The 19,025-nt window shown below is 57.6% G+C and carries 15 protein-coding genes; 12 read left to right on the forward strand and 3 right to left on the reverse strand.

The window, feature by feature from the left end; genetic code table 11:
* Positions 1 to 110: 110 nt before the first annotated feature.
* From CCHOA_RS04315 to CCHOA_RS04330, 4 genes are all read left to right on the forward strand, one after another.
* On the forward strand, positions 111 to 1,073 hold the full coding sequence (locus tag CCHOA_RS04315; protein ID WP_123927344.1) for an electron transfer flavoprotein subunit alpha/FixB family protein: 963 nt from the start codon (positions 111 to 113) through the stop codon (positions 1,071 to 1,073).
* A 169-nt stretch (positions 1,074 to 1,242) separates the two neighbouring features.
* A complete protein-coding gene (locus tag CCHOA_RS04320) occupies positions 1,243 to 2,433 on the forward strand; it encodes a cysteine desulfurase family protein (RefSeq protein ID WP_123927346.1) in 1,191 nt (396 codons plus the stop codon).
* Between the two features lie 353 nt (positions 2,434 to 2,786).
* Positions 2,787 to 3,905, forward strand: a complete 1,119-nt coding sequence (gene mnmA / locus CCHOA_RS04325; RefSeq protein ID WP_123927349.1) for a tRNA 2-thiouridine(34) synthase MnmA — start codon at positions 2,787 to 2,789, stop codon at positions 3,903 to 3,905.
* Positions 3,906 to 4,224: 319 nt separating this feature from the next.
* Positions 4,225 to 5,409 (forward strand): uroporphyrinogen decarboxylase/cobalamine-independent methonine synthase family protein, encoded by a 1,185-nt coding sequence (locus tag CCHOA_RS04330; protein ID WP_123927351.1) that lies wholly within the window; start codon positions 4,225 to 4,227, stop codon positions 5,407 to 5,409.
* Between the two features lie 88 nt (positions 5,410 to 5,497).
* Here the strand turns inward: CCHOA_RS04330 and CCHOA_RS04335 are convergent, their stop codons facing one another.
* Both CCHOA_RS04335 and CCHOA_RS10645 read right to left on the reverse strand, forming a co-directional pair.
* Complete coding sequence (locus CCHOA_RS04335; RefSeq protein WP_123927354.1) at positions 5,498 to 6,181, reverse strand: 3'-5' exonuclease; 684 nt, start codon at positions 6,179 to 6,181, stop codon at positions 5,498 to 5,500.
* The gene (locus tag CCHOA_RS10645) at positions 6,168 to 6,320 is read right to left on the reverse strand and encodes a hypothetical protein (protein ID WP_164472387.1); all 153 of its coding nucleotides are present in this window, start codon (positions 6,318 to 6,320) and stop codon (positions 6,168 to 6,170) included. Before CCHOA_RS10645 ends, CCHOA_RS04335 begins: the two co-directional genes overlap by 14 nt.
* Positions 6,321 to 6,494: 174 nt before the next feature.
* On the opposite strand from CCHOA_RS10645, the gene ligA reads away from it, so the two are divergent.
* Positions 6,495 to 8,576, forward strand: a complete 2,082-nt coding sequence (gene ligA / locus CCHOA_RS04340; protein WP_164472388.1) for an NAD-dependent DNA ligase LigA — start codon at positions 6,495 to 6,497, stop codon at positions 8,574 to 8,576.
* Between the two features lie 64 nt (positions 8,577 to 8,640).
* Here the strand turns inward: ligA and CCHOA_RS04345 are convergent, their stop codons facing one another.
* Complete coding sequence (locus CCHOA_RS04345; RefSeq protein ID WP_123930798.1) at positions 8,641 to 9,300, reverse strand: ACT domain-containing protein; 660 nt, start codon at positions 9,298 to 9,300, stop codon at positions 8,641 to 8,643.
* Positions 9,301 to 10,118: 818 nt separating this feature from the next.
* Here CCHOA_RS04345 and gatC point away from each other — a divergent pair.
* From gatC to gatB, 7 genes are all read left to right on the forward strand, one after another.
* Positions 10,119 to 10,421 (forward strand): Asp-tRNA(Asn)/Glu-tRNA(Gln) amidotransferase subunit GatC, encoded by a 303-nt coding sequence (gatC, locus tag CCHOA_RS04350; RefSeq protein WP_123927357.1) that lies wholly within the window; start codon positions 10,119 to 10,121, stop codon positions 10,419 to 10,421.
* A 252-nt stretch (positions 10,422 to 10,673) separates the two neighbouring features.
* Positions 10,674 to 12,191, forward strand: coding sequence for an Asp-tRNA(Asn)/Glu-tRNA(Gln) amidotransferase subunit GatA (gene gatA / locus CCHOA_RS04355; RefSeq protein WP_123927361.1), 1,518 nt, complete (start codon positions 10,674 to 10,676; stop codon positions 12,189 to 12,191).
* A 469-nt stretch (positions 12,192 to 12,660) separates the two neighbouring features.
* Positions 12,661 to 14,145 (forward strand): MFS transporter, encoded by a 1,485-nt coding sequence (locus CCHOA_RS04360; protein WP_123927364.1) that lies wholly within the window; start codon positions 12,661 to 12,663, stop codon positions 14,143 to 14,145.
* 68 nt (positions 14,146 to 14,213) lie between these two features.
* On the forward strand, positions 14,214 to 15,245 hold the full coding sequence (locus CCHOA_RS04365) for a 6-phosphofructokinase (RefSeq protein WP_123927367.1): 1,032 nt from the start codon (positions 14,214 to 14,216) through the stop codon (positions 15,243 to 15,245).
* Between the two features lie 520 nt (positions 15,246 to 15,765).
* On the forward strand, positions 15,766 to 16,263 hold the full coding sequence (locus tag CCHOA_RS04370; protein ID WP_164472389.1) for an META domain-containing protein: 498 nt from the start codon (positions 15,766 to 15,768) through the stop codon (positions 16,261 to 16,263).
* A gap of 264 nt (positions 16,264 to 16,527) precedes the next feature.
* A complete protein-coding gene (locus CCHOA_RS04375; RefSeq protein ID WP_123927373.1) occupies positions 16,528 to 17,346 on the forward strand; it encodes a VanZ family protein in 819 nt (272 codons plus the stop codon).
* A 103-nt stretch (positions 17,347 to 17,449) separates the two neighbouring features.
* Positions 17,450 to 18,955 carry an Asp-tRNA(Asn)/Glu-tRNA(Gln) amidotransferase subunit GatB gene (gatB, locus tag CCHOA_RS04380; RefSeq protein ID WP_123927376.1) on the forward strand — a complete coding sequence of 502 codons (1,506 nt, stop codon included), beginning with the start codon at positions 17,450 to 17,452 and terminating at the stop codon, positions 18,953 to 18,955.
* Positions 18,956 to 19,025 lie beyond the last annotated feature (70 nt).

The following is a 19,025-nucleotide window of genomic DNA, read 5'->3' on the forward strand; positions in this document are numbered from 1 at the left end:
GCTGCCATTGTCAAGGGGAGTGTGGTGCAACGCCAACTTACCCGGTGCAATGGTGAAATCGGTGCGAAGATATGCTTCGCAGCCCAATTCTTGTGAGGCGAATCAGTTTTATGTCTTGTGTGTATGTTGTGCTTCCCCACCACCAGGGGCAGCTTGATGCAGTGTCGTTTGAACTTATTGCCGCCGCCCGCCCGTTAGGGGATGTGCATGCTGTTGTGGTGAGCGACAATCATCTTGGGGAGCAGCTGTTTTCGACCTTGTCGCAGGCAGGGGTAAGCCGCACAATCGATGTGCATTGTCCTGATTATGCAGCCCGGGTGATCCTCCCTGAGGTGGATGCTGTCAGCCAGCTTGCTGCAGCAACTCCGGGCCCTATTGTTACCGCCGCAACAGTTGACGGCAACGAAATTGCTGGTCGTCTCGCAGCCCGGCTGGGATCGGGTGTGCTGTGCGATGTTACCGCCATCGGACCTGATGGTACGGCGACGATGAGCATTTTGGGTGACTCGTATCAGGTGTCGGCGGCGGTCGGCGGCGCCTGCCCGATCTATACTGTGCGCCCTGGTGTGACGGTGATTGATGATGCCGCCACCGACGGTGAGCTAGTAGCTGTTGAGATTGGCGCTCGTGGTGGGTTGGATGTGGCAGTTACCGGCTTTACTCCCGCCGCCCCGCTTGAGCGTCCTGATCTTACCCAGGCAAAGGTCGTGGTTGCCGGCGGCCGTGGGGTGGGTTCCCGGGAAGGGTTTACCACGTTGTGTGAGCCTCTTGCCGACGTGTTTGGTGGGGCAGTGGGGGCCACCCGGGATGCTGCCGATGACGACTTTTACGACCGGACCTATCAGATTGGGCAAACCGGGGTGACCTGTGCACCGGATCTGTATATCGGATTGGGGATCTCTGGGGCTATTCAGCACAAGGCTGGTATGCAAACCTCCCGCACCATTGTGGCTATCAACAATGATGAGGAAGCCCCCATTTTTGATATTTGCGATTTTGGTGTGGTCGGTGACGTGCACACTGTTGTGCCACAGCTCATTGAACAGTTGCAAGCCGCGAAGGGTACCTCGTAAAAGGGGAAGCCGTCAGGGATTGCTCATCGCTGGTAGGCAGTGGGCAACCATTGTTCCCTGCAACCAGCACCCATCTTCAATCAGTCCCCATCTTCGGCGGCGTTGCCCCTCCAACATTTTCCTGGTTTGCAGATGGGGGATGTTTCGTACCGGCACAGTGTAAGGATTCATGGAACACGCAGCTCACTGGTATTTTGACCATGCCGCCACCTCCCCGCTGCGGGAGGTCGCGAAACAGGCGTGGCTTGCTCATGCTGGCCTACTCAACCCGGGCGGGCAATATGCGGCTGGGCGGGCGGCTCGAGCGGCACTCGAATCTGCCCGGGAGCAGGTTGCTGCGTTGTTAGGCTGTGCCCCGATCGAAGTGATTTTCACCAGCTCCGGAACCGAGTCGAACAATATTGCCTTGCGCGGTATAGCGGCAACGGTTGCGGCACAACATGCTGATAGGCCGCCGCACATTGCTTCGGCGGCGATTGAACATCCTGCAGTAGCTGAAACAGTCAAAGCACTGTGCACCCCTGCGGCCAAGAGCCGCGGCGGGGCGGTGTGCACCCATGTGCCGCTGGTGGTTGATCCTGACGGGATCGTCCGGGATACCGTTTCAACGAAATCCCCAGTTGATATTGCCACGTTGATGTGGGCAAATAATGAAACCGGCGCTATTCAGCCGGTGGCCGAATTTGCGGCCGCGGCCGCGGCCGCCGGTGCAGCTGTCCACATTGACGCCACGCAGGCGGTGGGCAAGATTCCTCTTGATTTGGGAAGTCTGCCGTGGACAACAGTGGCGTTGAGTGCCCACAAATTCGGCGGTCCCCGCGGCGTGGGGGTGTTGTGTGCGAAAAAATCCCCACCTCTTGCCCCGGTGCTCACCGGCGGCGGCCAGCAGCGGGGGATTCGCCCCGGTACTGTCGATGTGGCTGGGGCGGTTGCCACCGCGGCAGCGTTAGCTGAAGCCGTGGCAGAGATTCCGACGGTTGAACCACGGGTGCGGGCGCTGCGTGACCGGCTGGCCCGCGGAATTATGGAACAAATCCCGGATACGGTGATCCACACCCCACTCGATGATCCGCAAGCGGCACTTGCTGGGCATCTGCACCTGTCGTTTCCGGGTGCGGAAGCCGATTCGCTGTTGTTTATCGCCGATATGCGACAGATTGCGGTATCTTCTGGTTCGGCATGTCACGCCGGGGTAAACCGGCCAAGTGACACCCTGCTTGCGATGGGGGTCAGTGAGCCGGTGGCCCGCAGTGCGATGCGGTTTACCCTCGGCCATGACACCACTGATCAGGCTGTGGATTATGTGTTGGACAATATTGCGGCAATCGTGGCAACTGCCCGCACCGCCGGTATGGCCTAGATCCATGCTAAGGTTATCCACCCTGGTGGGATCCCAGCAGCGCTGCCGCTAATCCTTACGATTCTTACGTTGCCGCCGGCTAGCAGCCAGCCACAGACCCAGCAGCTGCGCGACGGTTAGGGATGCTCAAACATCGGACACTTCTGCGTCTGGAACACCAGCACCGGTGGGGCGCAGCCTAGCAGGTGCAGTTGGCGCAGACACTGACTTTTACCCAGCTTGGATCGCAGGGCACACAGTGTGGTGCAGCGCAGCGCAGCGCAACCCTGGTGTGACTGCTAGGGTGTTGGCTTTGTGCCACAGTGGTGATTACATCTTGGTTTTACAGCACAGCAAAGAGGATAAAGAGAGTTATGCGAGTATTAGCCGCCATGAGCGGGGGCGTAGATTCCGCAGTCGCAGCTGCTCGGGCTGTTGCTGCCGGTCACGAGGTCACCGGTATTCACCTTGCCCTGTCCAAAGATCCGCAGGCGGTGCGGGAATCCTCCCGGGGTTGCTGCTCTATCGAGGATTCGGCCGATGCGCGTCGCGTCTGCGACAAACTCGGCATTCCGTTTTATGTGTGGGATTTCTCCGACCGGTTTGCCAGCGAAGTCATCGACGACTTTGTCGCCTCTTATCAGATTGGGCAAACCCCGAATCCGTGTTTGCGGTGTAACGAAAAAATCAAATTCCGGGCGCTGCTGCAGCGCGGGGTTGCCCTCGGATTTGATGCGGTGGCTACCGGCCACTATGCCCGGCTTACCCATGTCGCTGACGGCGGCGATGGCTATTTGCGGCGGGCTGTTGATCCGTTGAAAGACCAATCCTATGTGCTGGGGGTGCTCAGTGAAGCAGAAATCTCCCGCTGCATGTTCCCGGTTGGTGACACTGTGAAACCGGAGATCCGCCAGGAAGCCGCCGACCTGGGGTTCAGCGTGGCAAAGAAACCAGACTCCTACGATATTTGTTTTATCCCCGATGGCGACACCAAAGGGTTTCTCAATCGGACGATCGGTACCCAACCCGGTGAGATCGTCGACGAGGCCGGCAACCGGTTAAAAACCACCGACGACATGTTCGGCTTTACCATTGGTCAACGCAAAGGCCTTGATCTTCGGCAGCCGGCGGCGGACGGTAAACCACGCTATGTAACCGGTATTCATCCTGCTAGAAAGCAGGTCGTTGTCGGTCCGCGCGGCCATCTATCAGTGGGCACTATCGTGGCTGACCGGTTGAAAAAACTGCATCCCGATATGGCTGGGGAAGTGGACTGTCAAGTGCAGGTTCGTGCCCACGGTGGGATCACGGACTGTACCGCCCGAATCGATTGGGACACCGATACCATGGAGCTGCAGCTGCATGAGCCACTCTTGGGGGTTGCCCCCGGACAGGCGGCTGTGCTGTACGCCCCGCAGCCTGATGGTGCCGATATTGTGCTGGGGTCGGGAACAATCACCGCCACCCGTCGTTTTCTGCAAAACACCGACTAGCGCTGCGCGACACACCCACAGATCGCTCAGGAAGGGCACGCGGCGCACAGTGGTGACTGCCTGTGGCGGGCATTCCATCATCCGTGGGGCAAGTTGGCGGCTTTGCCAGCTGTTTGCAGTCAGTGGTTGCCGGGGCAACCTTGAGATAGGTTCGGGTTGCCAGAAAAACACAGTAGTTTCACCATCAGCTGTGCTTGAGTGTCTCGTCGCCGCCGCGGAGTATTAGCGAACGCACTCGGTTGAGCGGTGAAGCATTCTTCTTTCACAGGGTGCCGCCCCAATCAACCCGTGATTTTTTGTTTTCCCAAGGAGTGGCCACATGGAATCTGCTGCCAACTGCGACCCGGCAGTCACCAACTACACCAGCAGCACTTCACCGCTACCTGGAACATCGTCAAACGATGTGCAGCCTGCCGCAACCTTGGACCGGGACGGGCACCCGCAGCGGATCGCCGGCGGCGATGAAACCGCCGCATCCGCGCTCAGAAAACCTTGCGGCTTTTCCTGCGGACTGGTTCCTGGGCGCGACTTTGCGCAAGCATGCGAAGTCGTATTGCACGAAACAGGAACAATGCCCACCGTGCCGCTGCCCATCGCCCGGCCACGGATCGGCGACGAGATTGGCCGCACCAGTGCGCAATTGGAAGGTATTGTTCTCGACCCCCAGGTGCGCGCCTGGACTATGCAGGCACGCCCAACGATCGCCAGTCGCCGGACCCAGGACCTGTGGCAGCGTGACCTTGATAGTTTGCAGGCGGTAGTCGATGACGCACACCAACCTCCACCACTTATCAATCTAGCTGTCCGCGGCCCGGTGAGTCTGGCAGCAGCAGTCGAACTCCCAAACGGCCACCGGGTCATGACCGATCCGCGAGCCACCAGTGACCTTGCCGAATCGCTGATCGTGGGGTTGCATCACACCAGCGCCGAATTAGCTTCCCGCATTGGGGCGCCGGTTGCAATCCAATTCAACGAACCAGCACTCGGTGCGATTATTGCTGGCACCGTGCAAGGAACCAGCGATTTTGACACAATCGCCGCCCGTCACCCGGAGCGGATCGCCAGCTTTCTGCAACGCTGCATCAGCCTGCTCAAGCAAGCCCCAGCAATCGCCCAGATCAGTATCAATGCGGTGCACAGCCCACCTGAGCCCATTATCGCCGCCGCATTGCAGCCCCACAATGTTGTTCATATTTTGCGTCTGCCCGACACAGATTCCGCCCCGGAACTCCTGGACCGCTACGCCAACCTCATCGATGTGGGAGCGCAAGTAGCTTGGGCTTTACCACTGCAAGCCTGCGACAATCCCCGGGATACGGCAATCACTATTGCCCGGCTGGTGCGCAAGCTAGGAGTCAGCGACCAGCGGCAGGCACAAGGATGGTGGTGTACCGACCACAGCGATATTGCCGCACAGCTGTCCAGCCCAGCTGAACTTGCCCCTATCCTGCACAATGTGGATACCACTGCCGCTATCCTGCTGCGCGACGCCACCGACCTGTGACAAGCCACCGCCAGCAGCAAACGCACAAGCCCAAAAGATGCGGCACCCAACAACCCATACGACTCACCTGATCCTCGGTGGTGCAACCTTAGGTAAGCGCGGAATGCAGCGGCCAACCCGTATCAAAATTCGTCGTATCCTGGCCTTTTGAAGCAAAATATTGTTGTAACTTCGTCACCGACTGCTGATGCCACACAGCCTGGTTGGTCATCAAATCGTCGCTATCGACACCCACCAGCTCCTGGGGGAAACATTTCGCCTGCTTCCAGGCGATCCGCGCCGATGCCAACGCGTCAGCGGTAGCCTCATGGGCGTTATCAATCCGCACCCCGTAGTGCTCACACATCGAAGACAAATTACGGCGCCCCTTCCGGTAGGGGTCTAAGGCTTTATCGATGACAAAGGGATCAACAACCGGGCCTTCCACCACAAAATCACCGGAAAGCTTCCGCAGCACGGTGAGATCATACGCTGCGTTAAACACAATAAGCGTCAACCCTGCCTCCCAGCCGGCATAGATTTTCTCAATGGTTTCCCGCAGCACCGACTCGTGATCCCGCCCATGTTCCCGGGCATATTCGGTGGTAATGCCGTGCACCTCGCTGGCCTGTTCGGGAATCTCTACCCCAGGATCAGCCAGCATCTCATAGGCTTGCGACGTACCACCGCTGATCGTTACCAGCGCAGAGGTGACAATTCGTGCCTCTAACGGATTGGCGGAAGTAGTTTCCAAATCGAAGGACAGCATGGCGCCGGGATCAAAACGGTTCATGGTATCCAAGCATAAGCCAGGCGGCACACAATGTCCCCCAGACCACATCCACCTGTTCGAACGCCCACGCCAGCAGGCCACCGACTCCCCGACAATCAGCAAACACCCCACCGGCTGCAGTAGTTGCCTGTTTTTCCAAAGCCAACACTTGTGGTGCCAGGCAGACGGCCTGGCATGTGGCATACCCTCAGTCACCGCTGTGAACACCAGCGCACCGTCTACCACAGGCAAAAGTTATACCGCCCACTCGTGGAGCCAAGGCACTGTGCCGGGTACGGCCAGGAGTGAGCGCGGTTAGCTACACTAGGCGATCGTGGAACCACAAGACGTACAAGGCAGCACCACGGATCCTGCAATTGTTGCTCAATGGCAGCAGCTCGCCGAAGAAATCCAACATCATCGGCAGCTGTATTACAGCGGCAACCCAATTATTGACGACGCCACCTTCGACCAGCGCTACCAGCAGCTCTTGGCGTTAGAACAACAATATCCGCAACTTGCCGGCGACGACAGTCCCACCCGTCAAGTCGGTGCGATCCCCACTGCTTCACCTTTTGCAAACGTCACCCATTTAGAGCGGATGCTCAGCCTTGACAATGTGTTCAACATTGCCGAGCTTTCCGCCTGGCTCGCCCGCACCCCCGGCGAACGCTACCTCACCGAGCTGAAAATTGACGGCCTATCCATCGACCTTATCTATGAACACGGCACGCTTGTTCGTGCCGCCACCCGCGGCGACGGCCGCATCGGTGAGGACGTCACCAACAATGCCCGGGTTATCGACGACATCGTCCCGAAGCTGCAACCCCATCCCGACTATCCCATCCCAGATCTGCTCGAAGTCCGCGGCGAAGTCTATATTCGCGTCGACGACTTTCCAGCGGTGAACACCCGCCGCATCGCCGAAGGTGGTGCGCCCTTTGCCAACCCGCGCAACGCGGCCGCTGGATCGTTACGGATGAAAAACGCCGAAAGTGTCAAACATCGCAAACTCCACATGATTTGCCACGGCATCGGCAAAATCGACGGCTACACCCCAGCTTCCCTGCACGACGCTTACGCAGCCCTCGCCGCATGGGGGCTGCGTGTATCGCCATACACCAAACAGGTGACCAGTGCGGAAGAAGTCATCAACCAGGTCAACTACTTCGCCACCCACCGGCACGACGCCGACCATGAAACCGACGGAGTGGTCATCAAAATCGACGACCGCGCCGCCCAGCAAGCACTCGGCGAAACATCCCGCGCACCCCGCTGGGCGATCGCCTACAAATATCCGCCCGAAGAAGTCAACACCACCCTGCGCGATATTTGGGTCGGCGTTGGTCGCACCGGCCGGGTCACCCCATTTGCAGTCATGGAACCGGTAACAGTGGCAGGATCCGTCGTACAAATGGCCACCCTGCACAACCAGTTTGAAGCCCGCCGGAAAGGCGTACTCATTGGCGATACAGTCACCATCCGGAAAGCTGGCGAAGTCATCCCCGAGGTGTTAGGACCGTTGGCGCATAGCCGTAACGGCAGTGAGCGGCAGTTTATTTTCCCGCAACTCTGTCCCGAATGCGGCACCCGACTCGGTCCTGCCAAAGCAGGCGATGTCGATTACCGCTGCCCCAACACCCGCTACTGTCCCGGCCAACTGCAAGGACGCATCAGCTATCTGGCGTCCCGCGCCGCCTTCGATATTGAAGCCCTCGGGGAGCGCGGCAGTGCCGAACTCATCCGCCGCGGAATTTTGCGCGACGAAGGCGATGTGTTTGACCTCACCGAAGAAAAACTTGCCGACAGTGTCACCTTCACCAATGAGCAAGGTGGACTCAACGAGCAAGGGAAAAAACTGTTGAAAAATCTTGCCGCTGCAAAACACGCCGACCTGTGGCGGATATTAGTGGCACTGTCTATTCGGCATGTTGGCCCGACTGCCGCCCGGGCATTGGCTGAACACTTTGCCAGCGTGGACGATATCGCGCAGGCCGATGCGGCCACCCTCGCCGCAATCGACGGAGTAGGCCCCATTATCGGCGAATCCATCAACCAATGGTTCACCGTCGATTGGCATCAAGAAATTGTGCGACGCTGGCGCGAAGCAGGCGTCGTCATGGAACGATCTGCCACAGCAGACACCCCGGAAAACGAGCAAATCCTAGCCGGATTAACCATTGTTGCAACCGGATCGCTGCAGGAATTCACCCGTGACGGGGTGAAAGAAGCGATCATCAGCCGGGGCGGGAAAGCCGCATCGTCCGTCTCGAAGAACACCACCGTCGTAGTGGCTGGTGACAAGGCCGGCTCCAAGCTTGCCAAAGCCGAACAACTCGGCGTGCCCATTATCGACGAAACACAATTTATCGCCCTGCTAGGGGGCGACCGGAGTGTTATCCCAGACGGCGACTAGCGGCGGGGCACCTGCGACACTATCGAAGTAGCGTTGTCCCCGCAGGCGATGCTACAGCGACGTGTTAGGTCAAAATCGACCCGATAATCACGCCCAAGTCGCCCAGGTGCTGCACCTCCGATTCGAGAAATTCCGGACCTCCCGGGCGCCCAATCACCAGCACCAGGGAGGTACCCACGATTGGAGTCGCTGCCAACGTCGAATCAAGCAACGTCCACCGGTGCGGAATCCACGATTCGGTTTCCGGATCGATAACACGTGGAGCGTCAATGACCACAGCGGGATGCGTGTCATCATCACTTGGCGCCGCCTGAGAGGCCGCAACCCGGGTCATATGCGGCTGCATATCCAGCACAATGCCCCACCCAGAAGTCATAGAACGCGGAATGACCTCCACCAATTCTTCCATGGCGCGCCGGGGATTCTGACGATGCTGAGCCACCGTAGACAGCATCTGAATCTGGCCGCGGCGATCAACTGTCCCAGAAAACGGCCGGAGTGAATCGACTTCAACCCCGGGTACTTCCCGAGTAGCGGTGATAATAGTATCCGGCAGAGCCCCCTTCGGCAGGGTGACAACAATATCGTCGACTGCCCGACCATCAACTGCGGAACTCACCACATCGACGGACTGAATATTCGCATCAACCAGCCCTAACGAGTCAGCAAGCTGCCCCAAACTGCCCGGGGTATCCGGCAGCAGTACGCGGATAAGATACGACATCATGTTCATCCTCGCTCACACGACAGTGGGGGACTAGCTTAGGTCAGCTTGTCACCACTGTCGGGATAGATAGTTAAAACTTAGGTCCTAGAAGCACGGGTGAGGCGAAAGCGGTGTTCACTTGCCTCTGTTTGCTTGCGGTAAGCAATACCCCTGTGTCTCACCGACCGGCGCCACCCGAAGAGATAACCGGTGAAGCCAGCATTGCCGATTGTCGACAATGGACAAGACAAGGGGTGGCTTCCATGATAGGGGACATCAATCACAGATGGCCCAACGGGTTTCGCCCTGCACTCAACACGCTGCGACTGTGACCGTATAGTCGCCCGGCCGCTGCACACAGTGTTGCGTCGGATTTTGTCTCTGCCGCTTGGCGGGAAGAAGCTGCTGTGCCAGGAAGAATTGAACCGCTGTGTCAGTAACAATTGGAACAGCCGCACAATCTGCAAAGGTCGGAATATTTCCTGTTGCAGCCAGTCTGGTGACCGGGTTCTCGTGTGCTCACGGTTTGCCGCTGGGGTATCGCACAGAGTTAATGCTCGAGGATAAAACTTGGAAAATGGCAGGCGTCAACAAGGTTGTGAGCGGGGTGCGATACCCTTAAAGCGAACTTCTATCAACGGTGGTAGATACCGTGCAGGAACCGGTGGTGATTGCCGCTGCTGTGATTGCTCTCTGCCACCCCGTATGATTGTGGCGATAACCGGTGCGTTTTTTAGCGTTGCAACAGGGGACTTGATTGTCATGCCCTGCAGCCACGCGCACATCTCCACAGCATGCACCACACCTGGTCAATACAAGGAAGCGGTTGAACTAACGTGTCAGAAATTTCGCGTGACGAGGTCAAACACCTCGCAAATCTTGCCCGTTTGGCGCTCACTGACGAGGAACTCGATCAGTTCGCAGAACAGATTGACGGCATTATTGAAAACGTGTCAAAGGTGCGCAGCGTCGACGCGGCGGGTGTGGAACCGATGAGCCATCCCCATTCCATCGAGACTGTCATGCGGGAAGACCGTATTGGCACCATGCTGACCCCAGAGCAGGCGTTAGACCAGGCTCCTGCCCAGGCACAGCAGCGATTCAAAGTGCCACAGATCCTCAACGAAGGCGACGAATAGTCGTTGCGGGTCTTTCCCCGGTAGTCGGGTTGAACACCGGTGGAACAGTTGTACCACCTGCAAGGTGAGCAATGCCGCCATGGTTTGGACGTGACATGTGACCTGTTGCCTGGACATCGAGGATTGCTGACAGCGATCAGGGCAACTCGCTGTTGTGCTGAACCAACCCAGGGCTTCTACCACCGGTGATTACCCTTTTTAGCCCCGCAGAATGCAACAACACCAAACTTTTTAAGTAGAGCGAAGAACATCATGACTGATAGTGCGTATTTAGCAGGCCACGGCGCCAGTGAACTCACCGCGATGACTGCCGCCGCCTTGGCGGAGAAAATTCATGCTGGGGAGCTTTCCTCCCGTGAGGTTACTCAGGCACATCTTGACCGCATCACTGAGATCGACGGTGACGTCCATGCCTTTTTGCATGTTGCCGGTGAACAAGCGCTGCAAGCAGCAGATGAAGTGGACGCCTCAATTGCGCGCGGTGACAAACCGGCAAGCGCACTAGCTGGTGTGCCACTGGCGTTGAAGGACGTCTTTACTACCACAGATATGCCAACCACCTGTGGCTCGAAGATGCTCGAAGGTTATCTTTCGCCGTATGACGCCACCGTCACAACCAAGATTCGCAATGCTGGTATTCCGATTATCGGCAAGACGAATATGGATGAATTTGCCATGGGCTCATCCACTGAAAACTCCGCTTACGGACCGACGAAGAATCCGTGGGATCTTGCGCGTACTGCGGGTGGTTCCGGTGGTGGATCTTCTGCGGCACTCGCTGCAGGGTTAGCACCTTTGGCGATTGGTACTGATACTGGTGGTTCTATTCGGCAGCCTGCCGCGTTGACGGCAACTGTTGGGGTCAAGCCCACCTATGGCACCGTGTCTCGCTACGGGCTGGTGGCGTGTGCATCGTCCCTTGACCAGGGCGGTCCAACGGCTCGTACCGTGTTGGACACTGCGCTGCTCCACGAGGTGATTGCCGGTCACGATCATTTTGACGCAACGAGCGTGGATCGGCCAGTTGCCGATGTTGTTGCTGCTGCCCGCAAGGGTGCCGACGGTGATTTAACAGGCATGAAGATCGGTGTCGTCAAGCAGTTTGACCGTGACGGCTATCAAGACGGTGTGCTCACTAGCTTCCATGCGGCTGTCGCTCAGCTCACTGAGCAAGGTGCGGAAGTAGTGGAAGTGGATTGTCCGCACTTCGATGACGCACTTGCGGCCTACTATCTCATCTTGCCGTGTGAAGTCTCATCCAACCTGGCTCGGTTTGATGGTATGCGCTATGGCCTGCGAGAGGGCGATGATGGTCGCCACTCGGCTGAAGAAGTCATGGCAATCTCGCGGGCGCAGGGCTTTGGTCCAGAGGTCAAGCGCCGCATTATTCTTGGCACTTACGCACTGTCGGTGGGTTACTACGACGCCTACTATCTGCAGGCGCAGCGGGTGCGCACCTTGATTGCGCAGGACTTCGCCCAAGCGTTTGCCAAGTGTGATGTGCTGGTTTCGCCGACCACTCCGACCACCGCTTTCAAGTTGGGTGAAAAGGTGAACGATCCGCTGGCGATGTATAACTTCGACCTGTGCACCCTGCCGTTGAACCTGGCAGGTGTGTGTGGCATGTCGCTGCCATCTGGTTTGGCGGAGGATACTCAGCTGCCGGTTGGTTTGCAGATTATGGCGCCAGCTTTTGCGGACGATCGCCTTTACCATGTGGGTGCCGCGTTTGAAGCTGCCCGCGAGCCGTTGTTGCCACATCGCGGCTAAACGTCAGCGTTGTCGCTGATAGCGCCTTGCTTGGCAACAATGTATTGGGTCTTAAAGAACGCTTACTAAACCCTGCCGGTACAAAGTCTGTGCAGCACTATGCACATGCAACGTTACCGGCCGGGTTTTCCCATAGTTTCCCCACAGTTTTATGGTCTCGCCGAATACCGAGATGCTGCAAGCTGTGATCAGCAGGCAGAGGCTCTATGCAGTGACCGGCAGGCGGTTATCTCCGTGTGGTTGGCGCCCAGTGTGCTGCTTATATCGTCCAGTGTGCTGCTGCTGTCAAAGAGCAGGGTATTGCGAATGATCCGTGGTCGGAATATTGCTTACGTGCACTGAGCTGTGCTGCCCTCCCAACAGGTTGCTGCAAGGGAGGAGCAGGATGCGGGTGTTAAGCAGGAGGGGACGACGCAACACTTCTGTGGGTTTTGTCACAATCCCGTGTCCGGCGCTATCGTTGACGGTTATGCCCACTCGCCCAACATCAGACAGCACCAGAATTTCTGCCCGCGGCCAAGCCGGGTCGGACACTGTGCCTCCTGCTTCCACCGGTCACGTTCTTCCCGCCGGGGAAGTCCCGCCACTGCGACAGGCCTGGCTGGCGTTAGCTGCACTGTGCATCGGGTTTTTTATGATCCTGCTCGATCAAACGGTGGTCGCTGTGGCCACCCCGGATTTTGAGCAGCAGTTAGGTGCCAGTCTCAACCAGGTGGTGTGGGTCACGAGTATTTATCTCGTGTTTTTCGCTGTTCCGCTGCTAGTGACTGGGCGTATGGGGGACCGGTTTGGACAACGATCGGTTTATATCGCTGGGGTGGCGATTTTTACTCTTGCTTCGCTCGGATGTGGGCTGGCACCCACTGTCGAGTGGTTGATTGTTATCCGTGCCGTCCAAGGAATTGGGGCATCGCTGCTTGCACCACAGTCGATGAGTGTCATCAATCGGGTATTCCCCCGAGAGAAGCGTGGTGCCGCTATGGGTATTTGGGGTGCAGTCGGTGGTCTTGCTACCCTCATCGGTCCTTTGGTTGGTGGCTTTATCGTCGGAACTATCGGCTGGCAGTGGGTGTTTTTCATCAACGTTCCAATCGGTATCGTCAGTATCGTTTTGGTGTATAAATATGTGCCGATCATGGAAAAGACTGCCCGGCGCATGGGGTTGACGAGTGTACTGGTTTCCATGGTGAGTGTGAGCGCCATTGTGTATGCCCTGCAGGATGGGCCAAAGCTGCACTGGCCGTGGTGGGTTTTTGTCATGTTGTTCCTAGGTATCGGGCTCTTTGGTGTGTTTGTGGTGATGCAACGTCGCCTGGAAGCGCGTGGCGACGATGCATTGGTGCCACCCTCGATTTTTCACAATCACAACTTCACTATTGGCACGGTGTCAGTGGCCACTATCGGATTTTGTGTCGGTTCGGTGAATTTGCCGATGATGCTGCATCTGCAAAACGGGGCGGGGCTATCCGCGGAACAGGCCGGGTTGATGTTGGTGCCAATGGCGGTGATCTCTGGTGGGCTTGCCCCAGTTGCGGGGCGGCTCGCTGACCGGGTTCATCCCAAACGGCTTTCCATGTTGGGGTTCGGGTCGATGACGCTGGGGGTGGCGGCCTGTTCCTTGGTGATGCGTGATGGAACGGCTGCGTGGTGGATGCTGCCTGGTATCTGTTTGATGGGTGTCGGACACGCATTTATTTGGTCGCCGAATGCCGCAACTGCGATGCGCGATGTCGAAATGCGGGTGATCGGGGCGGCAAGTGGCGTATATAACACCACTCGTCAGGTGGGCAGCGTGTTGGGTGCTGCCGTTATTGGTGCGGTGATGCAGATTCAGGCAGCTGGCCACGATGTTTCCACTGCAATGGGCAATTCGCTGGTGGTGATTGTGGCGGTGTTGGCGATTGGTTTTGTGGCGGTGACACGGTTTACCGACGGGCAAACCAACCGGAAATAATCCCACAGGGTTGTGATTTCCGATCGGGCGCAACCAAAAACAAACACACCTGGGTTAGTATGAATGGTATGCGTATTGCGACTTTGACCTCGGGCGGTGACTGCCCCGGCCTCAATGCAGTTATCCGCGGTATCGTGCGAACAGCTAGCTCGGACTATGGATCAACGGTGGTGGGCTACCAAGACGGCTGGGTGGGCTTGATGGAAGACCGCCGTGTTCAGCTGTATGACGATGAATCCATCGACCGAATCCTGCTGCGTGGCGGCACCATTTTGGGTACCGGCCGGCTGCATCCAGATCGGTTTAAAAACGGTCTGGAAACTATCAAAGCCAACCTTGCTGATGCGGGTGTCGATGCTCTGATCCCTATCGGTGGTGAAGGTACTCTCAAAGGTGCCAAGTGGCTTTCCGATAACGGTATTCCGGTGGTTGGTGTGCCAAAGACCATTGACAATGACGTCAACGGCACCGACTACACCTTCGGCTTTGATACTGCGGTATCTGTTGCCACCGATGCGATCGACCGGTTGCATACCACCGCCGAATCCCACAATCGCGTCATGATTGTGGAAGTGATGGGGCGCCATGTCGGCTGGATTGCGCTGCACGCTGGTATGGCCGGTGGTGCACACTACATCGTGATTCCGGAGCAGCCTTTTGACATCGCTGAGATCTGTAAGGCGATGGAGCGCCGCTTCCAGATGGGGGAGAAGTACGGCATTATCGTCGTCGCCGAAGGTGCTATGCCGAAGGAAGGCACCATGGAGCTGAAGTCCGGCGGTGTTGACCAGTTCGGTCACGAGATCTTTACCGGTATCGGCCAGCAGATTGGTGACGAAATCAAGGCACGTCTCGGCCACGATGTGCGTACCACAACGCTGGGGCATATTCAGCGTGGTGGTACTCCGACGGCCTATGACCGTGTGCTGGCTACCCGCTATGGGGTGCATGCGGCTCGTGCCTGCCATGAAGGTCAGTTTGGGACGACGGTGGCGCTGCGCGGTGAGCATATTGTGCAGATTCCACTTGCCGATGCTGTCGGCACGTTGAAGTGTGTGCCGGAAGGCCGCTATAAGACTGCCCGCGCCTTGTTCGGCTAGCCCAACGCCTGGCGCTTGCGGCGCCGGCTGGCCGGAGTTGTGTGTGAACTGTGCATCGCCATGCGAGGTGCACAGCCATGTGGCTTTGACAGATAGTTCCAACACCATCGGTGAACCTCACCGGTGGTGTTGGCTGTTTCATCCCCCGAAAAGGTATTACCAACTTCGGTGGGTGGGGTGTGCTTTGGGCTGATTTGCAATCATGTTGTCGCAATACCTGGCGCGAATCTCAGCGGAGCTACACCTTGTGATTTCAGAGGTCACCGACTTGCCACAACCCTGGATGTTGGCGTGAGGACACTTTACGTTTTCACAGGCCCCTTGTCCGCTTCGCGGACGATAGGTGTGCTACCAACGGAGTTTCCCCTCGAACACCGAGCAGCAGGTGGAAACTGCCGTGCGGTGTCATGTCCGTCGCTGACACCACACTGCACTATGGGCAGCGGCTCGTTGGTGCGCCGGTGTGATAGCGTAAGTGCACTTTTATCTAATGTTTCACCCACAAGGATGGTTGGTGTTCATGGCTCATCCATTGGCCGCAGCGATTGCGGCGATGACGGCGTTTTCTTCAGGTTTCACTGCGAATATTGATGCGAATATGCCTATTCCGGCGTTTTCATCGTTTGGGGATGTCACGGGCCATATCGTCTCCCAGATGCCTGCCGGTGCGCAGCGGGTTTCCGACCGTGGTCGGATTATTGAGCTGTTGCAGGGCAAGAATCAGGCGGCATCGAATCGGGCTGTAACACTCGACGTGGGGGTTCTACCTTCCGCAACTGGCACCTACGCGGTCTCTGGTGTTGATGGCTGCAACCCGTATTCGGCGCAGCTTGTTGTTACCGACAATGGTGGCATTGCGTTGGGCAACGCGGTGCGCGGATTAAAAGCATGCGACACACCAACCGATGACGAATTCTGGGATGTGTTCGCAGCACAGGTGATTTTGTTCGTCACCCCGAACAACGTGCTGTATCTCACGAACGGGGTGCAAGGCATCGCGTTTCGTAAAGTGGGCTAGGAGATTTGCCGGTTTGCTTCAGCGGGACTGCGAAGCCGGCCCGGCCATGGGAAGCACCGGATCACTGCGATGATCGTTCATCTACTCTGCCGGTGAGATCACCGGCAGAGAAGGTGCAAGGAAGCGTCATTCGGGTAGCGGTACTGGGATGAGGTGCAGTGCAACCAGCTGCCTCGTGCAACCGTTCAATGGGGGGTGCGGTGAACGCAGGATGTCCGGTAGAAGTGTCGAGGATGAGCACTGCCCGGTGAAGAAAAGGCTGTTATGAGGAATCCAAGCCCACTTGCCGATACTGATTCGGCTGCAGCTGGCGGTCAACAGGGCTTGAAATTGTGGCAATGGTTGCAGTGGTTTCTTTGGCCATTGCGGGGGTGTGCCGCGCGGATAGTCGCTGATCTGCGGCATTTTGGTCTCCTCATTGACACCCCAGCAGGGCCGGTTTTGCTGCCTTCGGTTCGTGCGGGAATCCTCCTATCCCAGCTCGTTGTCACCCTTGGGTTCACCTTGGGAAAACGGGTGTTTTTTATCGGCGGCGTGTGGCTGACGGCAAATCAAGGGCGCCGAGAACTCCGCCTCACACCATTTGCTGGACTAGTGCACACCCGTTCGCTGTATGCGCTGATGTTGAATGTGGCCGGCAATCTGTGGCTGTTTTGCATGCTGGCCTTCGTGATCACGCTGCTGGTCCGACAGTCTGCGAGTTGTCCCGCGCGGCCACAGTGGCTTCCCGCCGGGCTGGTTCGTCTTGTGCACTGGTGGTGGGGACGTCCGGTATGGGCGGCAGTACCTGCCAGGCCTGATATGCCCGATGATGGAGTGGTTTCTTCGCACCGGCTGCGGCACCTGGTGTATCGGACGGCGATCGTTACAGGTATTGCAGCTTTCGCTATTGAGACTCTCCAGTTTGTGTTTGCGTGGGGCTATAGTGACGTTGACGATGTGATCTATGACGTGATTGGCGCCACGGTTGGGGTGATAGTGGCGATGCATTGGCCGTTTCGTCATTCCACGCTGGCATTGCTGGCGGCAGCAATTGCCGCGGTGGTTCTGCTGGCGTTTATGGCTGCTTCCCTCATGGTGTGACGCACCACGGTGGGGGATGTGTGTTTGCTCGTTTTAGGGTTTCCGCGGCGCAACCTTGCCCCGGGGTGTACCTTCCTTCCAGCGGGCGATAAACTACTATGCCATGACTGCCAGTTATGACTTGATGGACTATGACGAAGTGCTGGAGCGCTTCGATCCGGTAATGGGGTTGGAGGTTCACGTCGAACTTGCCACCGAAACGAAAATGTTCTCCGCATCCTCTGCGGAATTCGGTGGTGAACCGAATAGCCACGTTGATCCGGTGAGCCTGGGGCTGCCGGGGGCGTTGCCGGTCGTAAACGCCAAGGGGGTTGAGTGGGCGATCAAGATCGGACTGGCACTCAACTGTAAGATCGCGGAATCTTCCCGTTTCGCGCGGAAGAACTATTTTTATCCTGATCAGCCGAAAAACTATCAGATTTCGCAATACGATGAACCGATCGCCTATGACGGGTACCTGGATGTGGTGCTGGACGATGGGGAAACGTGGCGGGTAGAGATCGAGCGCGCCCACATGGAGGAAGACACCGGAAAACTCACCCACCTCGGTGGTGCGGATGGTCGCCTGCAGGGGGCCACTTCGTCGCTGGTGGACTGTAACCGTGCTGGTGTGCCGCTTATTGAGATTGTCACCAAACCGATTGAGGGAGCCGGTGCGAGGGCTCCTGAGGTTGCTCGCTGCTATGTGGCGGCCTTGCGGGAATTGGTGAAGGCACTCGGGGTGTCTGATGCGCGGATGGATCAGGGGTCGATGCGAGTCGATTCAAACTTGTCGCTGCGTCCGGTGGGCACCGAAGAATTCGGTACCCGTACTGAGACGAAGAATATTAACTCGCTGCGCAGTGTGGAGCAGGCTGTGCGTTTCGAAATGCAGCGGCAGGCGCGGGTGATTACTGACGGTGGTTCGATTCGCCAGGAAACCCGTCACTATCAGGAAACTGATGGCTCTACAACCGCAGGCCGTATCAAAGAGACCGCGGAGGATTATCGCTATTTCAATGATCCTGATCTGCCACCGGTAATCGCCCCGAAGGCGTGGGTGGAAGAGATTCGGGTAACGCTCCCGGAGCTGCCGTGGGTGCGGAAAGCGCGGCTGCAGCAGGAATGGGGTGTCTCCGATGAAGCGATGCGCGATTTGGTGAACGCTGGTGCTCTTGAGCTGATTATTGCCACGATTGAACAGGGCGCATCTTCCGCGGAGGCGCGTTCGTGGTGGGTTGCGTATCTCACGCAGAAAGCCAACGAACGTGATGTAGCGTTGGCTGATTTGTCGATCACACCAGCCCAGGTGGCAGAGGTTTGTCAGCTGGTCAAAGAGGGCAAACTGACAAACAAGTTGGCTCGTCAAGCCGTCGATGGTGTATTGGACGGCGAAGGCACGGTGAGCGAAGTGGTGGCTGCCCGCGGCCTGGAAGTGGTGCGCGATGATGGGGCTATTGAACAGGCCGTGGATGAGGCATTGGCGGCGAATCCGGATATTGTCGCCAAGATCCAAGGCGGCAATAACAAGGCCGCTGGGGCAATTGTTGGTGCGGTGATGAAAGCAACCCGGGGGAAAGCTGATCCTGCATTGGTCAACAAACTCATTGCCGAAAAGTGCGCCCAGTAAGATGCGACGCCGGCATTGCCACACGAGCCCGGTAATAAGGCTGACTACCGGCTGGTGGTAACCGGTGGCG

The sequence above is a fragment of the Corynebacterium choanae genome (genome assembly GCF_003813965.1).
In the GTDB taxonomy this organism is placed as follows: domain Bacteria; phylum Actinomycetota; class Actinomycetes; order Mycobacteriales; family Mycobacteriaceae; genus Corynebacterium; species Corynebacterium choanae.

Coding starts and splice junctions, on each gene's coding strand:
- gatB (WP_123927376.1), top strand. CDS start 17,450: ATGACTGCCAGTTATGACTTGATGGACTATGACGAAGTGCTGGAGCGC.
- CCHOA_RS04375 (WP_123927373.1), top strand. CDS start 16,528: ATGAGGAATCCAAGCCCACTTGCCGATACTGATTCGGCTGCAGCTGGC.
- CCHOA_RS04335 (WP_123927354.1), bottom strand. CDS start 6,181: ATGAACCGTTTTGATCCCGGCGCCATGCTGTCCTTCGATTTGGAAACT.
- CCHOA_RS04365 (WP_123927367.1), top strand. CDS start 14,214: ATGCGTATTGCGACTTTGACCTCGGGCGGTGACTGCCCCGGCCTCAAT.
- CCHOA_RS04345 (WP_123930798.1), bottom strand. CDS start 9,300: ATGTCGTATCTTATCCGCGTACTGCTGCCGGATACCCCGGGCAGTTTG.
- CCHOA_RS04320 (WP_123927346.1), top strand. CDS start 1,243: ATGGAACACGCAGCTCACTGGTATTTTGACCATGCCGCCACCTCCCCG.
- CCHOA_RS04370 (WP_164472389.1), top strand. CDS start 15,766: ATGGCTCATCCATTGGCCGCAGCGATTGCGGCGATGACGGCGTTTTCT.
- CCHOA_RS04330 (WP_123927351.1), top strand. CDS start 4,225: ATGGAATCTGCTGCCAACTGCGACCCGGCAGTCACCAACTACACCAGC.
- CCHOA_RS04315 (WP_123927344.1), top strand. CDS start 111: ATGTCTTGTGTGTATGTTGTGCTTCCCCACCACCAGGGGCAGCTTGAT.
- gatA (WP_123927361.1), top strand. CDS start 10,674: ATGACTGATAGTGCGTATTTAGCAGGCCACGGCGCCAGTGAACTCACC.
- CCHOA_RS04360 (WP_123927364.1), top strand. CDS start 12,661: ATGCCCACTCGCCCAACATCAGACAGCACCAGAATTTCTGCCCGCGGC.
- mnmA (WP_123927349.1), top strand. CDS start 2,787: ATGCGAGTATTAGCCGCCATGAGCGGGGGCGTAGATTCCGCAGTCGCA.